Origin of the sequence: Mucilaginibacter sp. OK283 (assembly GCF_900110415.1) — a bacterium.
In the GTDB taxonomy this organism is placed as follows: Bacteria; Bacteroidota; Bacteroidia; order Sphingobacteriales; family Sphingobacteriaceae; genus Mucilaginibacter.
On sequence record NZ_FODR01000003.1, the window covers coordinates 21,388 to 45,627 of the forward strand.

The following is a 24,240-nucleotide window of genomic DNA, read 5'->3' on the forward strand; positions in this document are numbered from 1 at the left end:
GAAGTTTTAAATATGCTTATAGCGCAAATGAGCCATATGGCTGTAAACCGGCTTTGGCAATAATTAAAAAAGAAGAGTGGAAAAGGGAGTTAGTATTGAGCCAGCACAGCTTTGGCGAGCATAGCATCCCTAAACGATGATGCATCGCTCATGGAGGTAAGCCCCAGGGAAAAATAAAAGTGCTTTTGTATGCTCATGGTTTATTTAATACGAAGTTAGGTGGTTTATTATTGCAAAGCAAATTTTAGTTAGATGGAGGGGCAGCTTGGTAATAGCTGGTTAAACAACAAAGTAGTATGCAAAAGTTGAACAAGCCTGCGGGGAATGTTTGCTGATAAATAATTCTGTAGCAAATTTGTGTTTTTTAAAATTGAAACAGCTTTGTTACGTAAAAAGCTATTTGTTATTGGTTTTTTAACCTTGCCTAACAATATGTTAACGTTAGGTTTATTTAATCATTAAACCGCCGGGGTTTCTTTGCAGGGATTTTTAATCCCCCATGATAATGAAGAAACTCCTACCCCTATTAATTATCTTCCAGTTTGCTATCAGCAGTTTTGCTTTTGCAAGCGGAACGATTAAAGGAACCGTTACCGACAGAAAAACAGGCGAGCCACTGGTTGGTGCCACCGTTAAATTAAAAAGCAAAGATAAAGGTTTCAAAGCGTCAACCGGCGTTGGCCTTGATGGTACTTTTGTATTTAAAAATGTACCCGCGGGTAATTGCGAAGTTGAGGCAGACTACATTTCTTTTGAGGATGATGAAGCCAGTGTAACCGTGCAGGATGGCGGTATAACAAACGTTAAATTATCTTTAAAAACAAAAGAACACGCTTTAAACGAAGTAGCTATAAATGGCCGCGCCGATAAAAGTACCGATCAGTCGGCCACCACTGCCCAGCGCAGGTCGCCGGCTTTGTTAAACGTGGTTTCGGCACGCGCCATTGAGGCGTCACCCGATATTACCATAGCTAACGTTACCCAACGTGTATCAGGTGTATCGGTTGACCGCAGCACCAACGGCGAGGCACAATACGCTATCATTCGCGGTATGGATGCGCGTTACCAGTATACATTGGTAAATGGTGTTAAAATCCCCAGTCCCGATAATAAAAACCGTTATGTACCGCTTGATATTTTCCCGGCAGATATTGTTGACCGTTTAGAGGTTTCCAAATCGCTTACGGCCAATATGGAAGGCGATGCTATTGGCGGCGCCATAAACCTGGTGCTAAAAGATGCGCCGGACGATTTTACTGTTCGTGCCAACCTGGGTACGGGTTTGGCGGCCAACTTTTTTAACAAAGGCTTTACCAAATTTGATCATAGCGGTAGCTTACAAACCTCGCCACGTGCCGATGGCCGCATAGCTACCGGTGCCGATTTTACAACCGCTCCATTTCATTATAGCGAAAACAAGGTGCCTTTAGCTACTATAGCTGGCTTAAGCATAGGCGGCCGCAGCGCCAATAAAAAGTTTGGGGCCTTATTATCTTTAAGCTATCAAAATACGTACAGGCAAACCAATGGTACATTTTTTAGTACCGAGGTTAACCCGGCAAATAACGAGCCGCTGGTTACCGATATTGAAAAACGTAATTACAACATCCAGCAACAGCGTACAGGTGTTATTACCAAGTTTGATTACCGTATCAACAATGCCAATAAGATTACCCTCGACCTGGATTACATTAACCTTGCCCAAAATACCTACAGGTTTAGCTCGGATACCAGTTTAGAGCTTGGCCGCGCAGGTATTGGCACCGGCCGTGTAGGCCAAACCTACCGCAGCGACAGAACGATACAAACCATAAAAAACGGCAATTTACATGGCGATCATAGGTTGAACGATAATTTTAGCATCAACTGGACGGCCGTTTACTCAAAAGCTACCGCCAATGAGCCCGATAGGGCCGAACTTAACCTGAATACCGGCCGTAACGTTCAATCAGACGGTACTATTGTACAGGCCCCTTTTACTTTTGATGCCAATAAAGCCCAAAGCCGCACTTTCACCAAAAACTCGGATGAGGACAAAACAGGCTTCCTGAACTTTATTTATACACCAACTTTGTTCGATACTAAATTTGAATTAAGCGCAGGTGGTATGTACCGCGATAAAACAAGGCACAGCAGCTACGATGAGTATGACCTGAGGCCAGGCGCCGCAAACACGGCCCAAACTTTTAACGGCAATGTTGATTTAAACACTTTCGATTTGTTTAACACCCAGGGCACGCCAACTAATGCGCTTAATTACGATTTTACCGAAAAGGTTGGCGCCGGATATGGCCAGGTTAAGTTTACCACAGGTAAATTATTAACTATTGCCGGCTTAAGGTATGAGCATACCAGCCAGGCCTGGCATACGCAGGCTGATGCTTCGGTAGAAGGTAAAGACGGAACAATCAGATATTATGATTTACTACCAAGCCTAAACTTTAAATATCAGTTTAATGAAAAGCAGGATCTGCGCCTGTCGTATTACTCGGCCATCAGTCGTCCAAACTTTTATGAGCTGGTGCCGCATACAGCCGGCGACCCGGATGCACTTTATGACGAATTAGGCAACCCGAACCTGAAACGTATCACCGCCGAAAACTTCGACTTACGTTACGAACTGTTCCCTAAGGCGCTTGACCAGTTATTGGTTGGTGTGTTTTACAAATCAATAAACAACCCGGTTGAATACGCTATCGAAAAATCGGGAACAAGCTACGTATTAAGGCCGGAAAACTTTGGCAATGCCCACAACTACGGCTTTGAGGTTGATTACACCAAATATTTCAGAAGTTTTGGTATCCGTGCAAACTACACCTACACCAACTCTAAAATAACAACAGATAAAGAAGAAGATTATCGTAACGACCAGGGACAGGTAACACACCGTACTGTGCAACAAACGCGTTCGTTACAGGGCCAGTCAAAAAATATTGGTAACCTTTCATTACTGTACCGCAGCGTTAAAAACGGGCTTAATGCACAGTTGTCATTTGTATACACCGGTGCAAGGTTAAATACCGTATCGCCATATCTGAATAATGATATCTGGCAAAAAGGTTTTACAACGCTTGACCTATCGGCCGATAAACGCTTGTTTGGCAATCTGTACGTATATGCCAAGGCAACCAACCTGTTGAATACCCCCTATGAATTAGAGATCAGGAGGCCTTACCCAACAGATGCGGTAAATGTTGAACTGCAAAAAGCTGGCGAAAACACAGCTGTACGTAAAGACCTTTACAAACAATATTACATACTTGGTTTACGGTATAAATTATAATGATATTACAGATGAAAAGCTTAAACAAAATATATTTTGCATGCCTTACGCTATTAGCGCTAAGTGCATGCCATAAAGCCGAACTGGCAATTATTTCGCCGCCATTGCACCAGGTAAGTAACGGTATCACTTCTGATACCCTTAAAGGGGCCGTAAAAGGCACTATGCTCAGCGGTAAAACTTATTACTTCAGCAGCGATATTACTGTAAATGAGGGCGACACCCTGCAAATGGAGGCCGGCGTAAAGCTGATAGCCATAGGCGATGGTAAAACCTACCAAACGGCGCCCGAAATTATCATGCACGGTACTTTTATCAGCCTGGGTACAAAGGATAAACCCAACTATATAACCGTACAAAATGCCGATACCTATCACACCGAGGCGAACGCGCAAAACTATACCGACGTTTTTAAAGGATACTGGGGTGGTATTGTTTGCTGGCCCGACCCTTCATCGAAAAGCGCTACCCCAGGCGGCGATCTGATTATTAAATGGACACACCTTGAATTTGCGGGCGGCCCCGCAAGCGGTAACGAAACTGGCATTTACTCCAGCGGCGACCCCAGGTATATCATTTATTTCGCCAATATCAACAGGAACTTTATTTTAGAAGATTCGTGGGTGTTTGGCGCGAAGGATGATGCCATTAGGGTAGCAGGCGGCAAGATTAGCGTAATGCGAAATACCTTTGAACTTTGCGGACAATCAGGAGGCGAGTTTTTTAATATGAAAAGCGGTACCGTGGGCGATTTGGCTTATAACTTTATGATAGGTGCTGCTACCAACGCTTTAAAGGCATCTGATGCCGGTAGCTCGGGCACTCAAACCAATGTTAACATGTACAACAATACCATGGTTAACTGCGGTTTCAGGCAAACGAAATCTGGCCGTGGGGGCTCTATCAATTTTGAAAAGGCGGCACGGGGAACAGTTTACAATAACATTATTGCCAACTGCCGGTTTGGCCTGCGTTTAACCGGTGATGCAGACTTAATTAACATCAAGTACAACAATCAATATTATTACGGACAAACCCAAAAAATAGTCGACCTGTTTAATGCCGCTGATGGCGTATCCACTTTTCAATCGGCCGATGTGCATTCAACTACGCCAAAAGATAACGATCCGTCATTTTATGGCTATGATCTTACTGCTTTTGATTATACAGCCAACCCTGGCCCAATGACGGTATCATTACAAACCCCGGCCGCGGTAATGGTTGGTACATCAAACTTCAGGTTAAAATCAACATCGAAAGCGCTTAAAGCGGGCAAAACTGATTTTACACCAATGCACGCGGTAACTGCAACCGGTACTTACGGTACGGATATTACCCCTCCGGGTAAAGATGCCGGCGCTTATCAGAATGATTTTACAGGTAACCAGCATTAATAATAAGCTCTTGGTTAATTAATATTTGCAAGGATCAGTTGAAAGGCTGATCCTTGCATGTTTAAATTGATATTTTTAAAGTGTTTACGTTTAAAAAGAGGAGGACTGCCATGTTATCCATGACATATCCAATTTTCCTGTCATCCTGAGGTACGAAGGATCTATCAACTGTATATGACCGATAGAAAAGTTCGCGAATAGATCCTTCGTACCTCAGGATGACAGTCTTATATTTTTTAATGTCATTTCGCTTCAGAATCTATAGATTTTACAGCTCAGCATGACAGCCCTTTTAATACGACATTTCTTCAACCCATGAAAAAAGCTTTCTTATATCTTCTGCTCATATCTGTATCAGCTTTCAATGCCTATGCCCAGGATTGTGGTACTGCTTTTTTAGGTACCAAAACCTTGTATAAAGCACCGCTTGCCAAATATACACCTGCGCCAAAAGGTTACCGGCCGGTGTTTATTAATCACGTGGGCAGGCACGGGGCAAGGCATTTAACTAAGGATGTGAATACCACTGCTATATACGTCATTTTATTAAAGGCCGATAGCGCAGGCATGCTTAGCGAAAAAGGCAGGCTGCTTAAACAAATGGTGATTAACCTGCAAAAGGTAGAGAAAGGAAACATCAAATCCATATCTGCCGAGGGGCGTACCGAATTACAGCAAATAGGGGATAGGATGTATCGAAACTACAGCAACATATTTGCCGGCCATCCCAAATTAAACGTAACAATTACCAAAGAGGTACGCACTAAACAAAGCGCCGATGCTTTTTTGTCGGGGTTGAAGGCGGGTTTAAAAGATTCGGCTCAGATAACGGAGGCCAATGATGACTTAAACCTGCGGTTTTACGATGAATCGCCGGCTTATACCGCTTATAAAGACGGCGACGATTGGGAAAAATACAAAGCTATTATTGCCAAAGCCGAACATATTGAAGAGATCAACAAAAATATTATCGCCAAATTTTTCAAGCCTGATTTTGTGAAAGTACAGGATAAAAAATGGGCTGATAAAATAGTAAGTGATATCTGGGGGTTTGCAACTATAGTATATTCGTTAAAGGAAGAAATCAACCAAAAGGGCATCGATCCCAAAGATCTTGACTTTACCCACTTTTTTTCCTGTGATGAGCTAAAAGCTTTGGGGCGCGCCGATGCCGCTGAAGATTTTTTGGTGAAAGGCCCCGGTATAAAACCCAATGGCATCCAGGTAAGTATAGCTGCGCCTTTATTAGCCAATTTTATAACCACCAGCGATGATTTTATAAAAACCGGAGCAATTAGCGCCAACCTCCGTTTTGCCCATGCCGAAACTATTTCGCCTTTTGCGGCATTGTTGGTAATTAAAGGCGCCGATAAGGTATCGCCAAACATTAACCAGTTTGATGCCAATTGGCGGGCTTCAAACGTAGCCCCGCTAAGCTCAAATATCCAATGGATATTTTATAAAAAAAGGGGATCGGCAAGTTACCTTGTCAAGATACTACTAAACGAGAAGGAAGCGCATATCAGCGGGTTAAAAACAGGTTTCCCATATTACAAATGGGCCGATATACGCCAATTGTATATGACCAAACTTGCCATGCTAAATTACAAACCGGGCGACGATGCTGCTGCGTTTTTAAAGGAGTTAAAATAGCTTTTTGTACGCTCGGTACCCGCAGCCGTTACCCCAGGGATTAAGTTAACTTCTTCAGTTTTTTTATGCCCTTTTTGGCCTGCGGGTAAATTACAAGTACAAAAAAGCCCCCTTATCCAGGAGGCTCTTAAACTATAAATCAGAACATGTTATTTAATTTCAATTTGCCTGCTTACAGATTTGGCTTCTTCTTTTTTGGCAATGTTTACCTTAAGTACGCCATCGGTGTAAGTAGCTTCAATGCGATTGTCATCTGCACTTTCAGGAAGGGTAAATGATCTCACGAATGAGCTATAACTGTACTCGCGTTTGCTGTAATTTTTTTTCTCGTTATTGCTTTCTGACAATTGTTCAACAGAAATGCTCAATACATTGCGGTCAAGGTTTAGTTTAAAATCTTCTTTTTTTAAGCCGGGTGCAGCCAGTTCAATATGGTAGTTTTCGGCTGTTTCGCTAATGTTAGCGGCAGGCACGCGGGCCACCATACGGTCGTTTAAAAAAGTGTCGTTAAAAATGGAATCAAAAACGTCATTAAAGCCTGGCAGTAATGAGTTGCTCCTTTTTTCGGGATTAAATTTAACCAATGTCATAGGTTGTCCTCCTAAATAAATTTAATGATTGAACTTGTATTAATTAAACTTCAGAACTTCGCGTTCTGATAATAACCCAACAAGTAAAATGCCAGAAGCTAAAGCGGCTTAACCGACTGAAAAAATTTCATATTCTGTGAAAAAATTGCAGGTTATGGCTGTCACAAATTCAAATATAACGCGCGTTATTCATTACCGTCCATAAATAATCTAAATCAAATATTAGGAGCCCATCCCAATAGCCCCTCCTAAAAACACAAAATCCCGGATGAAACCACATCCGGGACTTGTATATTAACTACTTTGCCAACAGGGCACCCCGATAATTATCGGGGCGGCGCCGTAGGGGGGTATGTCATTAAAAATTAGGATTGGCATCCTGTTCAGATTGTGGTATCGGGAATAGTAAATGGTTATCATCAACAGTGACACTAACCTTGGCCATAGCGGCCTTCAGCCGTCCCAAACGTAAAAGGTCCCAGCGGCGTTGCCCTTCTCCGCAAAGTTCACGCGCCCGTTCGGCCAGTAAGGCATCTATAAACGCATCAGGGGTGGGGGTATTGGTAATATTTAGTTGGTCTGTTGGCAATGATAAACCCGCCCGCGCCCGCACTATATTTATCCCGTTAAATTTGTCGGGGTCAGCTGGGTTGATGTTATTCATGGCCTCTGATTGCAACAGGTAAATTTCGGCCAGGCGTAATACAAACCAATCACTCCGTGAATTATTATCCTGCTTCCACTGGCTATCCCTGAATTTATAAATAAAAGGGGTTACCGTTTGGGTTACACCTTTACTATCAACGGCCTGGTTAGATATGCTATAGGTTTTGCGTACATCTCTGTCGCCATCGGGAAAGCCATTATTGAAAAAGTTGTTCTGGGCAAAAAATGAGCCGTACCCGCCTAAAACAGTTGGATAAAACATCCGCAATATAATATTACCAACATTGGGCGCTGTGCCAAAGCGTACCGCAAAAACTATCTCTTTGTTATATTTATTATCCGAGCTGAATATACTGGCATAATTGGTTAGCAAGCTGTATGAGCCGCCGTCGTTAATTACTTTATTACATTCGGTAAGCGCGTCCTGGCTATCAGTAGCTTTTGCTGCCCCTGATTTAGCGCGTGTTAACAGTACCTTTGCTAACAGGCCAGATGCTGCGCCCGAAGATACCCTTCCCTTATTGCCGGCAGTAATATTTTTTTCGGCATAGCAATTGGCTTCGGCATACTGAAGATCGGCAACCACCTGGTCATAAAGAGCCGCAAGTGAAGCTTTTTTTGGATACAGATCGGGCGAGGTTGCGGTAACAGGTTCTGTAATAAGCGGCACTTCCCCAAAAGCAGTAAGCAGATTAAAATAGCCTAATGCACGCAAAAAGCGGGCATTACCAATAATATTTGCCTTCTCAACCGGGTCCATCGAAATCGGCGGAACGTATTTGATAACGTCGTTTGCATTCTTGATCATTTTGTAATCATTGATGTACCAGTTGCCAATTTCGCCATTAACGGCGGCAAAAGTATGGTTGGTTAGCGAGTTCCTGTCGGTTGAAGAACCAGGTGCTGCATACATCAGGTCCGATGCATTATCAGATACGATGTAAACCGTACGCTGATAAAAGGTTTGAGGTTGCATCGTGCTGAAAACTCCGTTTAAAGCCGCAACCGCATCGCCCTGGTTTTTATAAAAATTGGAGGGCGTTAAAAAGCTATATGGCTGTTCGGTAAGGAATTTCTTACACGAGGTAAGGCTGATAGTAACTATCGCCACAGCCATTAAAATTCTTATCTTCATATGAATGATATTAAATATGTTTTTGTTTAAAATCCTATTTTCACTCCCAATAAAAAGGTTCTTGGCGGCGGATATGAGTTAACGTCGGCCCCAAGGTTTAAGTTCTGGCTGCCTGGGTTCAGGTTCTGCGTACCCGCATTCAGGTTTTGGGCACCAAAGCTGTTTATTTCGGGGTTATAGCCGGTGTATTTTGTGAAAGTGTGTACGTTTTGGACTGTGACATATACCGTTGAGGTTTTAAATACCCGTGATGTGGGCGAGACAGGTATATTGTATCCCAGCGATATGGTTTGTATCCTCAAATAACTCCCGTCTTCCAGGTAATTATCTACCACGCCGGCGTTGCGTATAGACGTGCTGAGTACCCTTGGAACGGTGTTGGTGCTGCCGGCGCCGTTCCAGGCATTAGCCATATAGCTGTACACGTTTGCTGTAGTGCCGCTGCTGTGTGCATAGCTGGTAAGGTTTAGCACCTTGTTGCCTTGTACCCCCTGGGCAAAAATGGAAAGATCGAAGTTTTTGTAAGATAAAGTATTGTTTATGCTGAAAATAAATTTTGGAGCTGCCTGCCCGATAATTTGCCGGTCATTACCGTCAATTATTTTATTGCCGTCAACATCTCGAATGATGGCGTCGCCCGGTACTACGCCTGATATGCCTGCTGCAGCAATTTGCGCCTGGGTTTGGTATATGCCATCAAAATGATAGCCGTAAAACGATCCTATAGGCTGGCCAACCCGCAAAATAGAAGGTGCAAGGCCGTTGGTTGCAATGTATGGACCGGTATTACCAACCAGTATATTGTTGGTGCCATTCATATCCAATACTTTGTTCCGGTTGGCGGCATAGGTAAGGGTGGTATTCCAGTTGAAATTCCGCGATTCAATATTTCTTGTAGTTAAAGAAAATTCGATACCGTGGTTTTCAACCTTTCCCGCATTAAGCAAGATGCTTGAAAAACCCGACGATTGAGGTATCGAAAAATTAAGCAGCAGATCGCTGGTTGTTTTATGATAATAATCGGCAGTAAGGCTGATGCGGTTATTAAACAATCCCATGTCGGCGCCTACGTCAAAAGAAGCTGTAGACTCCCAACTCAATTTAGGGTTAGCAATATTATTTGGCTGTACGCCAACCACACGTGTTGCCGACGTGCCTAAAGTGTAGCTGTTTATGCCATATTGAGATAATGATTGATATGATCCTATTTCCTGGTTACCGGTAACCCCGTAGCTGGCCCTGATTTTCAGGTCTGATATTTGTTTTATGTTTTTAATGAATTTCTCTTCCGATGCCCGCCACGCGAACGCTCCGGATGGAAAATAACCCCATTTTCTTGTTGCACCAAAACGGGAAGACCCATCAGAACGCATGGTGAAAGTAAACAGGTATTTTTCCATCAGCCGGTAATTAATCCGCCCAAAATAGGAGGCAATAGTATTCCTGTACTTGTTGGATTGGGGCGTTAAAACATTGGCGCCTAAAGCCAGGTTGTCGGTGCCTAAATTATCGGTAAAAAAGCCCTGTGCACTGCTGCTGAATGCCTTGGTTTTAAACTCCTGTAATGAAACACCGGCCACCGCATCAATTACATGTATTTTGTTGAATTGTTTATTGAAGGATAATGTATTTTCATTTAACCAGCTGTAGCTTGTATTATTGGACGAATAAGCCGTTCCGCCGGTTTGCTGCCCAATGTAAATGGTGGTAGGCAGGTATGAATTTTCGTTGGCGGTATTATAATCAACCCCAAAACTGCTTTTAAATTTAAAGCCGGGGATAAATTCATACTCGCCAAAAGTATTAATAAGCCCCCGCGAATTGGCAATACGGTCTGTGGCCAATTCAACAGCGGCAACCGGGTTTCCATATGTGCCAACATACGCGGCAGGCGCATTTGCAAATGTATATGCCCCGCTGGCATCGCGTAAAGGTGTAATTGGGCTCATGCTTAACGCGCCGCCCGCAGCGCCATATCCTACCCCGGTTATACTTGGGTCAACCGCCTGTACATTATAGGAAATCTGCGAAGAAAAGCCCATCTTAATCTTCTTGCCTATATTCCTGTCCAGGTTTAAACGCACCAGTTCGCGTCTGAAACCCGTGGCCCTCATAATACCGTCCTGGTCAAAGTGGTTTAAGCTGAGGTAGTATCGAGCTTCGTTGGTTCCGCCGTTAAAGCTAAGCTGATAATTTTGTATTGGCGCGGTGCGGTATAGCGCGTTCTGCCAGTCGGTGCCTTTGCCAAACCCGGCAATCTGGTCGTCGGTGTAAGGTAAAGCTTTGGCTGTGGCTGGGTTAGCTGCGTTATATTCGGTATAATATTCGTTCAGGTATTTGCCAAACTGTGTGGCGTCCATAAGGGGGAGTTTGCGGGCTATACGCTGTACACCCGCGTACGATTCAAAATTTATAGCGTGCTGCCCGGCTTTTCCCTTTTTGGTGGTAATAAGTATTACCCCATTGGCACCGCGGCTACCATAAATTGCGGTTGCCGACGCATCTTTTAAAACCTCGATAGATTGTATATCATTTGGGTTGATGGAGGTAAGGTTGCCAACACCTGCAAAACCATCAACAACATACAAAGGCTCGTTACCCGAGTTGATGGAGTTGGTGCCCCGTATGCGGATAGATGTGGCACTGCCCGGCTGCCCGTCTGATTGAGTAAGCTGCAAACCGCTAACCCTTCCCTGCAGCATCTGGTCGGCGCCCAGTACCGGCGTTTTATCCAAATCTTTCCCGCTTATGGAGGCTACTGATCCGGTAAGATCGCTTTTGCGTTGCGTGCCGTATCCAACCACAATTACTTCGCTCAGTTTCTGGCTGGCTTCATCTGTTTTTAAAACTACATTGATCTGTGTTTTTGTACCAACTTCAACCGTTTGTGTAAGATAGCCGATATATGAAAATACCAGGGAAGCCCCTTCGGGCACCGATACATCGTATTCGCCATTGCCATTAGTTACGGCGCCGCCGTTTGTACCAAGTACCTTTACACTTACCCCCGGCAATGGGCTGCCTTTATCATCAAGCACCCTGCCCTTTACCTGTATATTTTTAATAACAGAACCCTTCAGGGCTATAATCACCAGCCCGTTATCAGTTGTCTGGTAATCAAGCCCGGTATTTTCAAGTATCCTGTTTAATACATCAAGCAGGGGCACGTTGTTAACATCAAGCGTAACCTGCTTGTCTTGCGGCAACAATTGCTCGCTGTATAAAAAACGGGTTTTCCCTTTTTGCTCAAGGGTGTTAATAGCCTTCCTCAAAGACGCATCTTTAAGGTTAAGGCTAACCTTAACGTTTTGCGAATAACTGTTTGCCGATACATTCAAACAAAACAGGAAAGTGAGAACAAAAGTCCAGTTAAGCATCAATAAAAATTTTCGGTAATGGGGCACAGAAAATACTTTATCATGAAGTATTTCTTTTTTCATAATTTTACGGTGTTAGTAATTAAACAATCGGTTAGTTATCAGCAACATCCTGTTACTGATTTAATGGATCGATAATACAGCGGGGAATATTCGAGCATTTCCCGCTTTTTTATTGCAACCCTCTTCTCTCTTTAGTTAATGGTCACTACGTCATTGGCGGTTATCTTAAATTTAAATGGTCTTATAATTTGCATTTCTGTTAATGCCTGGGTTAGGGTTTCGTTTTCAAGAATGCCGGTAAACCTATAGCCGGCCGCGGTTTTATTATTAATTTTAAAGGTTACGTTATACCATTTTTCTAACTTGGGTACCAGCTCTTCAAAAGATTCGTCTTTGAAAACCAGTTTGTTTTGCAGCCATGAGGTTTCTTCAATATAATCCTTGTTTGATATTTCAACCGGTTCAATGTTTTCTATTACCAACTGGTTATGAATTGGCGGGGCGGCGCTTTTATCGTTATGCTCATTTAGCACGCTTTCATTTAACGCGAGTTTTTCTTTGGCACGCAGTAATATCTTCCGTTGCGGATCGCTGTTAAGCGATAGCTCGATTAATCCCCTGATGAGCGTTGTTTCGGTAACAGCATCGCCAGGGTAGGCTTTAATATTAAAAGCCGTACCTAAAACTTTGACAGCTATTTTTTCGGTATGTATAATAAACGGATGCTTTTTATCTTTAGCTACATCAAAAAAGGCCTCGCCGTACAGCCTTACTTCCCGGCGGTCCTTATTCAGCATGGTTTCATCATATTGGAGCTTGCTGTTGGTATTAAGCCAAACGCTTGTGCCGTCCGGCAGTACTATTTTTTTGCGCATCCGTTTGCCGCATACAATTTCTGTATCTGGTGTGTATGAAACATTGTTGCTTTTTTTATTGCGATATAACAGGAATACGGCAAAACTGGTTATCGTTATCAGCGAGGCTGCCACCAGCCAGCGCGTAACAAGCCTTCTTTTTAAATTGGTGGCTGGGCCTTTCTGGTTATCATCGGCAAACTCATGCCCGTATTTTTGCTCATGCAAGGCAAAAGCTTCATCTATATCAATTTCTTCATGGAGTTCATCTTTAAAGGTAATTTGGTTTAGCACCTCTTCGTAATACAGGGCTTCGGGAAATAGCGCAAGCAGTTCTTCCAGTTCCAGTAGTTCCTCGCTGGTGGCTTCACCGGCAAGTTTCCTGGTTAATAACTGAATGATCCTTTTCTGCTCCATTAATAACTAAATGTTGGGTAATTAAGCCGAAGGACAACAAAACCAGAAATTCTCCCTAAAAATTTTTAATATTTTTTTACCGGGCTAAGGTTAAACTCCTTTTTAATAGAAACAGACAGGCGCCTGGTGGCAATAACAAGTTGAGCATCAACTGTTTTTATAGATATGTCAAGTATTTCAGAAACTTCTTTATAACTCAGGCCATCTTCTTTTACCAGCCTGAAAATTATTTTACACCTGGTTGGCAATTCGTTGATAGCATTATTAAGGCTTATCCTCAATTCGTCGTTAATCAGGATCCACTCGGGGGTTGTGTTATCAATCCGTAAATTAACTGCAATATCATCCAGTGAAACTATTCTGCCGCCCGAATTCTTTTTTAAAATATTTAAGCACAGGTTTTTTGCAATTACAAAAGCATATACTTTAATATTATTGATGGAGGTAATAGAATCCCGCTTTCGCCACAAAGTAATCAATACGTCAGACGCTACCTCTTCTGCAAGTTCGGGCGATTTTAACAGGCTGTATGAAAAGCGTTTTATTGGTGGAAATAGCAATCCGAATAACTTTTTGTAAGCGGAATAACTGTCGTGCACAGCTATTTCTTTTACAATATCCGTTAAGTCAGACAAATTGCACGACATTTTTGATTGCTTATAATTAAATTAGGTTTATTGCGATACAAGACTGGTATCCAATGATACAAACTAAAATAAAATATTTGTATTAAACTAATGACATTTACATATCGGGCTTAGCCAGGGCACAATATGTTAATATGCTATATAGACGGAAATCAATGGATATTTTGAAAAAAACACTTCCAATTCCACTACTTGGCCTGTAAAATGAACCAGGATGATTCAAAAAAGAGAATTAACCAACTTATTAAAAAAATAAAGGATATGGTAATTATGCTGAATGATTAGCCAATTTTGCTTAATTAAATATTAACCTGCCGGCCCCAATGCTCCCGAAAGACTGGTTCGTGGCAGCGAAAAACGAGTAAGGTAACCAGTGAATGTTTTAATACCTATTGAAAATCAGCAACTTGTAATAGTATCATTGCTTTATAGCGATGACAATATATTTAAAAATAGCTTTTTATATGTTTTTGTAATATGCGTATATTACATTCGCTATGGATAACACCCATTACGTTTAAATAATACGGAACTCGTTTTTAATGCTAAAGAACTTTTTAATTATGACGGGCCTTTTTTACTTAACGTAGATTAACAAACGGAAAATTGCGATTTCAGGTCCGGGGCAGTATACAGTTGTATTTTTTAAACCAAACGTTATTACTTTCATATTACCTAATAAACCTACATCCCGCAAGATGCAAACACAGGAAAGCAACCATGATAATTTAATGGCATTTTTTGATGCCATGGATGAAGTTTTCTTTTCTGTTGATATGGTTAATATGCAGGTATTGCAAATTTCGCAGGCATGCGAAAAACTATACGGTTATAAACCCGCCGATTTTATTGCCGCTAACGGGCTGTGGTTTAATTTGGTGCACCCAGAGGATAACGACATCGTTGTTAATGAACAAAAAAAGTTAGAACAAGGCGAGCAGGCAAGCAGCCAGTTCCGCATTATCCATAAAGACGGAACGACGCGCTGGGTGGAAAAAAAGACTATCCCCATACTGAATCCTTCGGGGAGTTTAATAAGGGCCGAGGGGATTATCAGGGATATCACTTCGGTTAAAGCCGAAAAGGAAACACTAAGGTTAAGTGAGGAGTTGTACCGGCAAATTGTTGAAACCGCCCAGGAAGGCATCTGGACAATTGATGAAAACGAAAAAACAAATTTTGTAAACATCAAAATAGCCGAAATTTTGGGCTACTCCGCAGAAGAAATGATGGGAAAGGAACTTTATGATTTTATGGACGAAGAGGGGAAGGCCTACGCTATAGCCTGCATGGAAAGGCGAAGAAACGGGGCCAAAGAAAATTTAAATATCAGGTACGTTAAAAAAAATGGGGAAGATGTGTGGACAAATATATCTGCCAATCCAATTTTTGATAAAACAGGCAGGTATAAAGGCGCCCTTGCCATGGTTACAGATATTACCCAGAGTAAACAAGATCAGGAAGCGCTTCAAAAATCGGAAGCAAACCTGCGCGCCATTTTCGACAACACCGATATAGCTTATGTGCTGTTTGATGACGAGCTGAACATCGTTTCATTTAACGCGCAGGCGCAAAAGTATTCTGAAGAACGCCGAAATAAAACACTGAAGACAGGCCAGGCCATGAAAGGTTATTTTCCAGCAGAAAGAATGGCTTTTATGGAAGAAATGCTGGATAAAGTTGTCAGGAACGGAAGCGCCGAGTATGAATTAAGTTATCCAAAAAACGACGGCACTGTTGAATGGTACCATATTCAATGGTTTGTTATAAAAAACAGTGAGCAAAATCCCTGTGGTTTTGTGGTGGCTAACAAAAACATTACCGCGCATAAAATTGCCGGGCTTGAACGCGAAAGGATAACAGCCGATCTTATCCAGCAAAACAAAGACCTGGAGCAATTTACTTATATCATATCGCATAATCTGCGCGCGCCTGTGGCCAATATAATAGGACTCTCGTACCTGGTTGATGAAAAAGATGGCACCTTGACTGAAATGCGTGAAGTGCTTGAAAAAGCCGCCCAATCTGCAAAAGATATCGACACCGTTATACAGGACCTTAACCATATCCTGCAAACCCGGAAGGTGGTAAACGAACAAAAAGAAACAGTGCATTTTAACAACCTGGTAAATGATATTAAGGTTAATATGCAGCATATCATCGCAGATGAAAACGTTTATTTTGAATGCGCTTTTGATGAGGCCAGCGCCATATTTTCCATACGAAGTTTCATGTACAGTATTTTTTACAATATTATTTCAAACAGCATCAAATATCGCCGGGCTGGCATTGTGCCGCTTATTCATATCGAAAGCCATCAGCATAAAGATAAAATAAGACTGACTTTTAAAGACAATGGCAAGGGGATTGATCTTGACAAAAATGCCGCCAGCCTGTTTGGCTTGTACAAACGTTTTGATACCACTATGGAAGGCAAGGGCATGGGGCTTTTTATGGTTAAAACCCAGGTTGAGGCTTTAGGCGGTAACGTAAAAGTAAAAAGCAAACTAACAGAAGGTACCGAAATTATTTTAGAATTTCCCTTTACAAAACCTGGCGACTGAAAGCGGGATAAATATTGAAATTTCGTATTTGCACTCCTGTTATTGTAGCCACATTTGGTGCAGTAGCGAAATATCGTATAGATAAAGGACAACGCCCGCTCCTATACCACCGTAGTATATACATAAATGAAAGCATTTGGTATGATACTATATTTAATAAATATGGTAATATCTTATTTCTGTATATCTTATTAAGATTGCTCATTTAACGTTATATTAACAGTTCCAATTAATTTAAATTATACTGTATGGGAAAACCTTTACTTACGCATAACCTGTATTTTTATATATGGCACCTGGTTATATGCAGTTTACTGGTTACTGCGGCCCCATCCACCAGCCTGGCCCAGGCCGATCATTTAAAGGTTTTATTTGAGAAACTAAAAACAGCCAAACACGATACCGACCGCGTAAATACCTATTATTCTATTTCCAGGCAATACTGGGGCCGAAATGCCGACAGCGCCCTTCTAATGGCGCAAAAATCGCTTGACCTTGCACAAAAAATTCATTTTGAAAAAGGTGTGGCCCTGGCCTATGTTTCAAAAGGGGTGGCCCTGGGATACAAAGGCAAGTGGCCCGAAGCGCTGGAATGCCATTTTCAGTCTTTACGCATCAGCCAAAAACTGGGGATGGAAGGATTAACCGGCAATGAATATAATAACATCAGCGGCATGTACATCAGTATTGAGGATTATTCAAAAGCGCTTTATTACAACAGGCAAGCGTATAAAATAGCCCTGAAACAAAATGACCCTACACATGAGGGGGTGGTGAGCTTATTGATAAACTTAGGCGAAATTTTTAAGAAAAAAGGCCAGCCCGATTCTTCCATACTATATAATACCCAGGCGCTGGTTATTGCGAAAAGAGGAAAAAATCCTATAAACACAACCGTTGCACTGTATAATATTGGCGAAAACTATGTTACCAAGAAAGAGTACAGGCTGGCGCAGACTTATTTTTATAAGGCGCTTGCTATTGCGCAAAAAAACGGCGATGATGAGGATATTGCTTATTGCCATAACGGCCTGGCGCTTACCAGTTATTATACAGGTAATTACACTGCGAGTATGAGCTATGCACAAAAGGGATTGGAAGAAAGCAAAAAATCGGGTATTGTTGAACTTATTGCAACCGCTTATAAGGCACTGTACCTAACCAATCAAAAAAAAGGCAGTTATAAGGAAGCACTATATTACAGGAACCTTGAAGTTGCTTTGAACGACAGCTTGAAAACCGCAGAAAAAGAGAAAGTTATCCGGAATATACAATCGTCATATGAACTGGAACAAAAGCAACGGCAAATTGATTTGCTGAGTAAAGATAAGGTTATAGGGCAAAAAGAGCTGGAAAGGGTAAAACTAAGGCGCGATTTATTAACGGCAGGGGCTATCTCGTTACTCATATTTGCCTTTGTGCTGTTCAGAAATTACGCGCAGAAACGAAAGCTTAGCGAACAACTGGCCCTGCAAAACAAAGATATATCGGCGCAAAACCTACAGCTGGAAGAACTGGTACATGTAAAAGACAGACTGTTTTCTATTATAGGGCACGATTTGCGGGGGCCTATCCATACCATCAGCCATATGATAGATATGATAAAGGAGGATGGCCTATCGGAAGAAGAGGGTAAGTATTGGATTGAGAAAATATCCGATACGCTTACAATAACCGCGCATCTGGTCGAAAACCTGCTGTATTGGGCAAAAAGCCAGATGGATGGTATCCAGGCTAATCCCGCCGACTTTAATGTGCAAAAAGTAATAGAACAAAATATAACCCTGCTGAAAGAACGGGCCGCCGAAAAGAAAGTGCTGGTAACCGGGGTGGAGAGTACCACGCCCGGAACTGTTTATGGCGACGAAACAATGATTGATATCGTGATCAGGAATTTGGTGGAGAATGCCGTGAAATTTTCGAAAGCAGGTGATACCGTTACAGTGAGCGCCCAAAATAAGGATGCTGTTACCGTTATAACTGTAAAAGATAACGGGAAAGGCATTCCCGAAGAAGCCCAGGCAAAAATATTTGATAAATTTTCGTCGTACACAACTTATGGTACAGCCAGCGAAAAAGGAAGCGGGCTCGGACTTTTATTATGTAAAGAACTGGTCGAAAAAAACAACGGTACCATATGGTTTGAAAGTAAGGCAGGTATTGGCAGCTCGTTTTATTTTAGCATACCATCACTATAGCCACCCAGGGCTTTCCAATAAGTTAAGTACTTTGCTCCAGGCCAGTCATCCGCAGGTTAGTGGCTGCCGGCCGTGGCTGCATCAAACACCCGGCAAAAGTTGCCGCCGCCTATCTTGCCTATTTCATCTGTGTTAAAACCAATATTCAGCATCGCCTCTACTACGGTGTAATAAAACCCTGTCTTTTGATCCGGCCAGGTTTGGTTGGTACCCCCGTCCATTTTGCCGCGGTTTGGGCCGCCGGCTGGGCCATCATGGGGTTTATCGCCCTGAGGTGGGCCATCAGAACGGTTGCCGGGCATGCCGCCCGGTGGCGGGCCTTGTTCGCCCGGTTTGGGGCCGAAACCGCCGCCCGCTGGTCTGTAAGCCGGGGTTAGTTTGGTATCGGTACCGATGCAAACATAATCTATCCCCACAACATCAACCAGCGCCCGGATATTTTGGGCATACTCAGATGCCGAGTCGGCCAGGTGCGTCCAAACGCCGATAACGCCCCCGGTATCTGCCACGATTTTAGCTTGCTCCTTGCTGATGAGCCGGGGGCGCATCATGCGGGCCATGTTCTCGTTTTGCCCCAATTGGGTATCAAGGCCGGTGTGCGAAATGATTACCGGGTGTTTGGCCACTTTAAGTGCGGCGGCCACTGTTTCGGCGCTGGCGTGCCCCAGGTCGACCAGGATGCCCAGGCGGTTGCACTCGCGGATAACGTCGGCACCAAAAGCGGTAAGGCCTCCCCAGCGTGCAGGGTTGGTGAAAACGTCGCCCAGCGGTACCGAGGCATCGCTGTCATGCAGGAGTGTCAGGTGCCTGAGGCCGCGGGTATAGGCTTCTTCAAGTCGTTCAATGTGTCCCTCCAGGAAATGACCGCCCTCTACCGATTGAATAACCGTGGGCTGGTGCTTTTTATGTGCGTTGTTAAGATCGGCCATGTTCAGGGAGCGCTTCATACCGTTACGGGCCAGCTGCTGGTCCATTGAAGCCAGGCCGTTTTTAAAACGCTCGTAGGCATCGCCGGGGTTTTGCAGTTTTTGATAATCAACGGCGAATGTCATGCAGATGGCCGCTAAGCCCGACTTTTTCAGTTCGCCCGCAAGGCTGATATCCGGGCCCGGTACTTCGGCTGACGTTAGTGGCACGTCGATATGGTTGTGCGTATCTATACCCAGGGTATCGGCTACTATTTTGGCTACGCGAGGGTCTACCCCATTGGTAGCCCAGGTAGCCAGCGGGTTCAGCATTAATGCAGTGCCGGCCCCGGCAACGGCAACCGCGGCCAGGAATTCCCGCCGCGACCAGGTTGGTTGAAACTTCTTCATCATTTTAAATTACAGGATAGCTGTTTTATCTCGTTTAAAGGTAGTAACTACCCCGAGTATCGCCTCCTGTAATCGTCGTTTGGCCGGGATGAATAGACGAATTGGCGGATAGAGCCGATAAAGATAATCATCGCGCATAAACGCGGCTTTCGGGATATGACTTGCGCGGGGACAGAAAAGCGGAGGGAGTGTGCGATTCCTTCCTTGGGGAAGGTGGGGGTAGGGGTTAAATCAGGCGTTCAAGCTGCTTTGCAACCAGCCGCTCGTATAAACCCCTCCCTGCCTTTGCGCTCATTTCCGACGGCTCCCGTTGGGAGGGAACTAAAAAGTCTTCCGGACACCTATGGAGACAACTCCACCAAGGGCGGAGCGGGTTTAAGAGATCTTTAATTGCACCAATTGATGGCTGATCAAATATTGCATTGATTCTTTTACTACCACGTCGGTGTTTGTGGGATTAAAGCCTAATTCTTTTCTCGATTTTGTTAAACAGAAGTCCTGTTGCAATCCCGAAAACATAGCAATGTCTTTAGTGCTCAATAATGGTGCTTTCCCATTCATTTTACTTCCTAATTCCATTAACCGGGCAATAACAAATAAAATAAGTTTTGGCACTGCTACCGGTAATTTGATTTTCAATTCGGGGAAAAGCTGTTGTGCCATTTTGGTAGTATCTTTAATAGACGTACATTTTTCATTTGCCAGGATATACCTTTCTCCGTTGATCCCTTTTGTTGCCGCTAAATAACAACCTTCGGCAACATCTTTTACATCTACCCAGTTAAGTGTAATGTTAGTTTCTACCGGGATTTCTTTTTGCAGAATTAACCTGAGAATATTGTACGATACATTTAATGGCGCAAAAGCTTCACCTCCTATCATAGCCGACGGTAATACAGCTACCAACGCTATATTAAGTTCCTTTGCAAGTTTAAAAGCCAGTTGTTCGCCGTCGTTTTTTGAGTTATAGTACACATCCCTGCGGTCCGGGTTATAACCGTAACTTTCCTTTGCCGGGGTGGTGGTATAATTTAGCGCGGCTATTGAACTCACGTATACAATTCTTTTAACCCCAGCCTCTGCGGCTGCTTCTATCATGTTCCTGGTGCCCCGGATATTTACATCATAAATTTCTTTTTGGGGATCTCGGGCCCAAAGCTTAAACGCAGCGCCTACTGCATAAAAGGTATCTACACCTTGCAGCGCCCTTACCAACGATTGCTTATCAGTAATGTCTGATTGAACCACCTCACAATCCAATCCTTCAAAAGTTTTTTTATCATTAATATTCCTTACCGACGCACGTACCGCAATGCCTTTGCTGATAAGGAGTCGTACTAAATTGTTGCCCAGATGCCCATTTGCACCGTTAACCAATGATAGCTGCTGATTTTCCATTTGCTTATTTTTTAATAATTAATGGTTCAAATCTGCCGACTATAAAAGCTAATCCACTTGACAAATGTTAGGAAAGCATCCGTTTGCGGATACGGCTCAAACTTTCGGGTTTCATGCCCAAAAACGAAGCTATGTATTGCACCGGTACATGGTGAATGATAGCCGGATAGTTTTCGATAAGTTTTTTATATCGCTGCTCTGCTGTTAATGTGGCAAGTTCTTTTGAACGGTTCTCGTTGTAAGCTATAGATTGCTGAAATACTTCAATACTGAAATCTTTAAACGCTGCGCTTTTACTGGTTAGCCTGTCTAAATTGGTTTTTGTGATCCTAAGCAATTCACATTCGGTAATGCATTCTACACTTTCATCGGCTTTAGTTTGATTGATAAAATGAAAGTAAGAAGTTAAAAAGCCGGGCGGACAATTAATATGAGTTGTTACTTCGTCGCCATTTTCGTTGTAATGAAAAATACGCATAAAGCCTTTTATAACAAAATACAAGTATTGGGGTACGTAACCGGCTTGTTCAACAATTCTGTTTTTAGGCAACAACACCGGCTCAAAACATGCTTTGCATAAATCGTTATCAGCTTCTGTTAGCGGTCCCTTTTGAGATATTATATTTAGCAAGTGCTTGTGCATACCGCCAAGTTATCAATAAGTAACACTATTTTGTCGAAAGATCTCGTTTTGTGTTAAGCAGATCAATTGCAATACATAAGCATCGGCTGGTGCGGTGAAAACACCGACCAGAAGCTGAATAGGCTTGTTTAAAATTCCCACGCTTACATAAGCCAATGCCTTGCTGTTTTCCTTATCAATCACAATACCCTTAAGTGTAATATTTTCGGCAGTGTTAGCCTGGGCGAGAACATGTGAGGCAGTTATACATACCAGGAAAAGCAATAGTAACGGTTTTATGGTCATGATGAGGCGGATTGTTGTAGGCGGATACCAACCCAACAGGTAGGTTGTTTTAACACATTTATTATAAGGCTTATTGTTAAATATATTTTGATGTTAGCTTCTCCCTGGGGTATGGCCCTTCTTTAAACAATCTGCAGGGGACAAAGCGTAGAAAAATCTATACCTTAGTTCTAACCTAAAATCATATGAAGTACTGCCTTATGTTTTTTACTACGCTAATCTTTCTTGCTGCTTGTGATAAACAATCGCGACGGAACAATGAGATCACCAAAATTGAGATTGCTACCACGGGATGTTTTGGTTTTTGCCAGCCTACTGTCGTGAGCGTCGATAGCTCTCTTACCTATCGATATTGGGGAGAAAAGCCCTATTTCCTTTCTTCGACAGACAGCGGCAAAAATAAAAAGCTAATAGGGTACTATTCCGCGAAGATAAGCCAGGCGTATTGGGACACCTTGAACATGAAACTCGAAAACATTAACTATAAGCGTTTGGATACTATGTACAATTATACGGTTGATGACGAAAGCCTCGAGGTATTTATACATTATGGACATGAAGTAAAACGTATAAGGGCACAGTCCGGGAGTTTACCCAACGGCGTAGGGGAGGCGTTCTACTACATAATCAAAAGTTATAAAGTCGTCAAACCAGCACCAACCAAGGACACCTTTATATTCGAATCGAAATTAAAACCCTTTCCGGGATCGGATGTTCGGGACATCAGGTTTCCACCGCCAACAAAAAAGGAGAAGGAAGATTAAATAATTGTTTAATATGGATGGCTTACGGCCTCATTGGCTGTTGTTGTGAAATAGCGATCAAAGCTGAAACACGTACAGTTCTTGCTACCGCCCGGGTGGAAAATATCACTATCAGTTAACCAATTGCTTTTTAAACTGGTTGGGGCTAATACCCGTTTCTTTTTTAAAAAGCCTCGAAAAATAGGGGAGGTTTTCAAAACCGAGCTGGTAGGCTATTTCGGAAACACTGTGATCATCGCCCATGAGCCGGTTTTTGGCCTCGTTCACCAGGTAAATATGGATTAGTTCGATGGCTGTTTTACCGGTTTCCTGTTTCAGCAGATCGCTCAGGTAACGTGGCGACAGGTTGAGGCGTGATGCCAGCGTGCTTACCGAAGGCAGTCCCTGGGTAACTAATAAGCCTTTTTTGAAGTACGTGGCCAGTGCATCATTGAATTTTGAAACAGTTTTGCCCGATAGCTCGCGCCGGTTGATAAACTGACGCTTATAAAACCGCTGCGAATATTTAAGCATCGAATCGATGTGCGTAAGCATAATATCGCGGCTGTACTCGTCGGTATTACTGCGGTATTCGGTATCTATTTTGTAAAAAAGGTCCCAGATGATTTGCTCTTCCTGCGGAGAGAGGTGTAGCGCCTCGTTGGTTTCGTAATCAAAAAAAGGGTATTTGTTGATCTCGGTATGCAACACATGGCCGTTCAAAAAATCCTCATGGATGAAGATGATAAAAGCATCGTCCTCATACTCCACGCTGCTAAATTCAATGATTTGCCGCGGTTTTACAAACATCATACTGCCGTTATCATGATCGTATTTGGTACGGCCATATTTGATAACGCCCGACTTTAGTTTTTTAAAGCCTATCATATAAAAATCGGATGTAAACTCCCTGTCGCCAAGGCTGCAGGTTTGCGTGCACCGCTGTATACTGATGAGCGGATTCTCGGGCGGGGCGTAACCGTTGGCACGGTGCATATCGGTTAAATTTTTAAAATGCTGCATAACGTTAAATAATAAAACAAATTTACGCCGAAAACCGGCGTAAATTATGTC

The 24,240-nt window shown here is 43.0% G+C and carries 16 protein-coding genes; 6 read left to right on the forward strand and 10 right to left on the reverse strand.

Annotated features, from left to right (window positions below):
- Positions 1 to 505: 505 nt before the first annotated feature.
- From BMX56_RS08155 to BMX56_RS08165, 3 genes are all read left to right on the forward strand, one after another.
- Positions 506 to 3,283: a TonB-dependent receptor gene (locus BMX56_RS08155; protein WP_177183752.1), complete on the forward strand. Its 2,778-nt coding sequence runs from the start codon at positions 506 to 508 to the stop codon at positions 3,281 to 3,283.
- Between the two features lie 11 nt (positions 3,284 to 3,294).
- Positions 3,295 to 4,677 (forward strand): hypothetical protein, encoded by a 1,383-nt coding sequence (locus BMX56_RS08160; RefSeq protein ID WP_143065394.1) that lies wholly within the window; start codon positions 3,295 to 3,297, stop codon positions 4,675 to 4,677.
- A gap of 315 nt (positions 4,678 to 4,992) precedes the next feature.
- Entirely contained in the window at positions 4,993 to 6,330 is a 1,338-nt protein-coding gene (locus BMX56_RS08165; protein ID WP_090644169.1) for a histidine-type phosphatase, read from the forward strand.
- A gap of 149 nt (positions 6,331 to 6,479) precedes the next feature.
- On the opposite strand, the gene BMX56_RS08170 is transcribed toward BMX56_RS08165, so the two are convergent.
- The 5 genes from BMX56_RS08170 to BMX56_RS08190 all read right to left on the reverse strand — a co-directional run bounded on the left by BMX56_RS08170 (position 6,480) and on the right by BMX56_RS08190 (position 14,019).
- Positions 6,480 to 6,920 (reverse strand): Hsp20/alpha crystallin family protein, encoded by a 441-nt coding sequence (locus BMX56_RS08170; protein ID WP_090644174.1) that lies wholly within the window; start codon positions 6,918 to 6,920, stop codon positions 6,480 to 6,482.
- A 358-nt stretch (positions 6,921 to 7,278) separates the two neighbouring features.
- Positions 7,279 to 8,721: a RagB/SusD family nutrient uptake outer membrane protein gene (locus BMX56_RS08175; RefSeq protein ID WP_090644178.1), complete on the reverse strand. Its 1,443-nt coding sequence runs from the start codon at positions 8,719 to 8,721 to the stop codon at positions 7,279 to 7,281.
- Positions 8,722 to 8,747: 26 nt separating this feature from the next.
- Entirely contained in the window at positions 8,748 to 12,161 is a 3,414-nt protein-coding gene (locus tag BMX56_RS08180) for a TonB-dependent receptor (RefSeq protein WP_090644182.1), read from the reverse strand.
- Positions 12,162 to 12,292: 131 nt separating this feature from the next.
- The gene (locus BMX56_RS08185) at positions 12,293 to 13,372 is read right to left on the reverse strand and encodes a FecR family protein (RefSeq protein WP_090644186.1); all 1,080 of its coding nucleotides are present in this window, start codon (positions 13,370 to 13,372) and stop codon (positions 12,293 to 12,295) included.
- Positions 13,373 to 13,437: 65 nt separating this feature from the next.
- Positions 13,438 to 14,019 carry an RNA polymerase sigma factor gene (locus BMX56_RS08190; protein ID WP_090644191.1) on the reverse strand — a complete coding sequence of 194 codons (582 nt, stop codon included), beginning with the start codon at positions 14,017 to 14,019 and terminating at the stop codon, positions 13,438 to 13,440.
- A gap of 698 nt (positions 14,020 to 14,717) precedes the next feature.
- On the opposite strand from BMX56_RS08190, the gene BMX56_RS08195 reads away from it, so the two are divergent.
- Entirely contained in the window at positions 14,718 to 16,583 is a 1,866-nt protein-coding gene (locus BMX56_RS08195) for a PAS domain-containing sensor histidine kinase (protein ID WP_090644194.1), read from the forward strand.
- A gap of 248 nt (positions 16,584 to 16,831) precedes the next feature.
- On the forward strand, positions 16,832 to 18,781 hold the full coding sequence (locus tag BMX56_RS08200; protein WP_090644198.1) for a tetratricopeptide repeat-containing sensor histidine kinase: 1,950 nt from the start codon (positions 16,832 to 16,834) through the stop codon (positions 18,779 to 18,781).
- A 56-nt stretch (positions 18,782 to 18,837) separates the two neighbouring features.
- On the opposite strand, the gene BMX56_RS08205 is transcribed toward BMX56_RS08200, so the two are convergent.
- From BMX56_RS08205 to BMX56_RS08220, 4 genes are all read right to left on the reverse strand, one after another.
- Positions 18,838 to 20,100, reverse strand: coding sequence for a dipeptidase (locus BMX56_RS08205; protein WP_255369804.1), 1,263 nt, complete (start codon positions 20,098 to 20,100; stop codon positions 18,838 to 18,840).
- 372 nt (positions 20,101 to 20,472) lie between these two features.
- On the reverse strand, positions 20,473 to 21,495 hold the full coding sequence (locus BMX56_RS08210; protein WP_090644205.1) for an NAD-dependent epimerase/dehydratase family protein: 1,023 nt from the start codon (positions 21,493 to 21,495) through the stop codon (positions 20,473 to 20,475).
- 67 nt (positions 21,496 to 21,562) lie between these two features.
- Positions 21,563 to 22,138, reverse strand: coding sequence for a Crp/Fnr family transcriptional regulator (locus tag BMX56_RS08215; protein ID WP_090644209.1), 576 nt, complete (start codon positions 22,136 to 22,138; stop codon positions 21,563 to 21,565).
- A 12-nt stretch (positions 22,139 to 22,150) separates the two neighbouring features.
- A complete protein-coding gene (locus tag BMX56_RS08220; protein ID WP_090644213.1) occupies positions 22,151 to 22,423 on the reverse strand; it encodes a hypothetical protein in 273 nt (90 codons plus the stop codon).
- A 185-nt stretch (positions 22,424 to 22,608) separates the two neighbouring features.
- On the opposite strand from BMX56_RS08220, the gene BMX56_RS08225 reads away from it, so the two are divergent.
- Positions 22,609 to 23,187 carry a DUF6438 domain-containing protein gene (locus tag BMX56_RS08225; RefSeq protein WP_143065395.1) on the forward strand — a complete coding sequence of 193 codons (579 nt, stop codon included), beginning with the start codon at positions 22,609 to 22,611 and terminating at the stop codon, positions 23,185 to 23,187.
- Positions 23,188 to 23,298: 111 nt separating this feature from the next.
- On the opposite strand, the gene BMX56_RS08230 is transcribed toward BMX56_RS08225, so the two are convergent.
- Positions 23,299 to 24,189, reverse strand: coding sequence for a helix-turn-helix domain-containing protein (locus tag BMX56_RS08230; protein WP_090644221.1), 891 nt, complete (start codon positions 24,187 to 24,189; stop codon positions 23,299 to 23,301).
- Positions 24,190 to 24,240 lie beyond the last annotated feature (51 nt).

Bases quoted from the DNA above. Each gene is read 5' to 3' on its own strand.
- BMX56_RS08215 (WP_090644209.1), bottom strand. From the start codon at position 22,138: ATGCACAAGCACTTGCTAAATATAATATCTCAAAAGGGACCGCTAACA.
- BMX56_RS08205 (WP_255369804.1), bottom strand. From the start codon at position 20,100: ATGATGAAGAAGTTTCAACCAACCTGGTCGCGGCGGGAATTCCTGGCC.
- BMX56_RS08210 (WP_090644205.1), bottom strand. From the start codon at position 21,495: ATGGAAAATCAGCAGCTATCATTGGTTAACGGTGCAAATGGGCATCTG.
- BMX56_RS08155 (WP_177183752.1), top strand. From the start codon at position 506: ATGAAGAAACTCCTACCCCTATTAATTATCTTCCAGTTTGCTATCAGC.
- BMX56_RS08170 (WP_090644174.1), bottom strand. From the start codon at position 6,920: ATGACATTGGTTAAATTTAATCCCGAAAAAAGGAGCAACTCATTACTG.
- BMX56_RS08200 (WP_090644198.1), top strand. From the start codon at position 16,832: ATGGGAAAACCTTTACTTACGCATAACCTGTATTTTTATATATGGCAC.
- BMX56_RS08165 (WP_090644169.1), top strand. From the start codon at position 4,993: ATGAAAAAAGCTTTCTTATATCTTCTGCTCATATCTGTATCAGCTTTC.
- BMX56_RS08190 (WP_090644191.1), bottom strand. From the start codon at position 14,019: ATGTCGTGCAATTTGTCTGACTTAACGGATATTGTAAAAGAAATAGCT.
- BMX56_RS08195 (WP_090644194.1), top strand. From the start codon at position 14,718: ATGCAAACACAGGAAAGCAACCATGATAATTTAATGGCATTTTTTGAT.
- BMX56_RS08180 (WP_090644182.1), bottom strand. From the start codon at position 12,161: ATGAAAAAAGAAATACTTCATGATAAAGTATTTTCTGTGCCCCATTAC.
- BMX56_RS08185 (WP_090644186.1), bottom strand. From the start codon at position 13,372: ATGGAGCAGAAAAGGATCATTCAGTTATTAACCAGGAAACTTGCCGGT.
- BMX56_RS08225 (WP_143065395.1), top strand. From the start codon at position 22,609: ATGAAGTACTGCCTTATGTTTTTTACTACGCTAATCTTTCTTGCTGCT.
- BMX56_RS08160 (WP_143065394.1), top strand. From the start codon at position 3,295: ATGAAAAGCTTAAACAAAATATATTTTGCATGCCTTACGCTATTAGCG.
- BMX56_RS08175 (WP_090644178.1), bottom strand. From the start codon at position 8,721: ATGAAGATAAGAATTTTAATGGCTGTGGCGATAGTTACTATCAGCCTT.
- BMX56_RS08230 (WP_090644221.1), bottom strand. From the start codon at position 24,189: ATGCAGCATTTTAAAAATTTAACCGATATGCACCGTGCCAACGGTTAC.
- BMX56_RS08220 (WP_090644213.1), bottom strand. From the start codon at position 22,423: ATGACCATAAAACCGTTACTATTGCTTTTCCTGGTATGTATAACTGCC.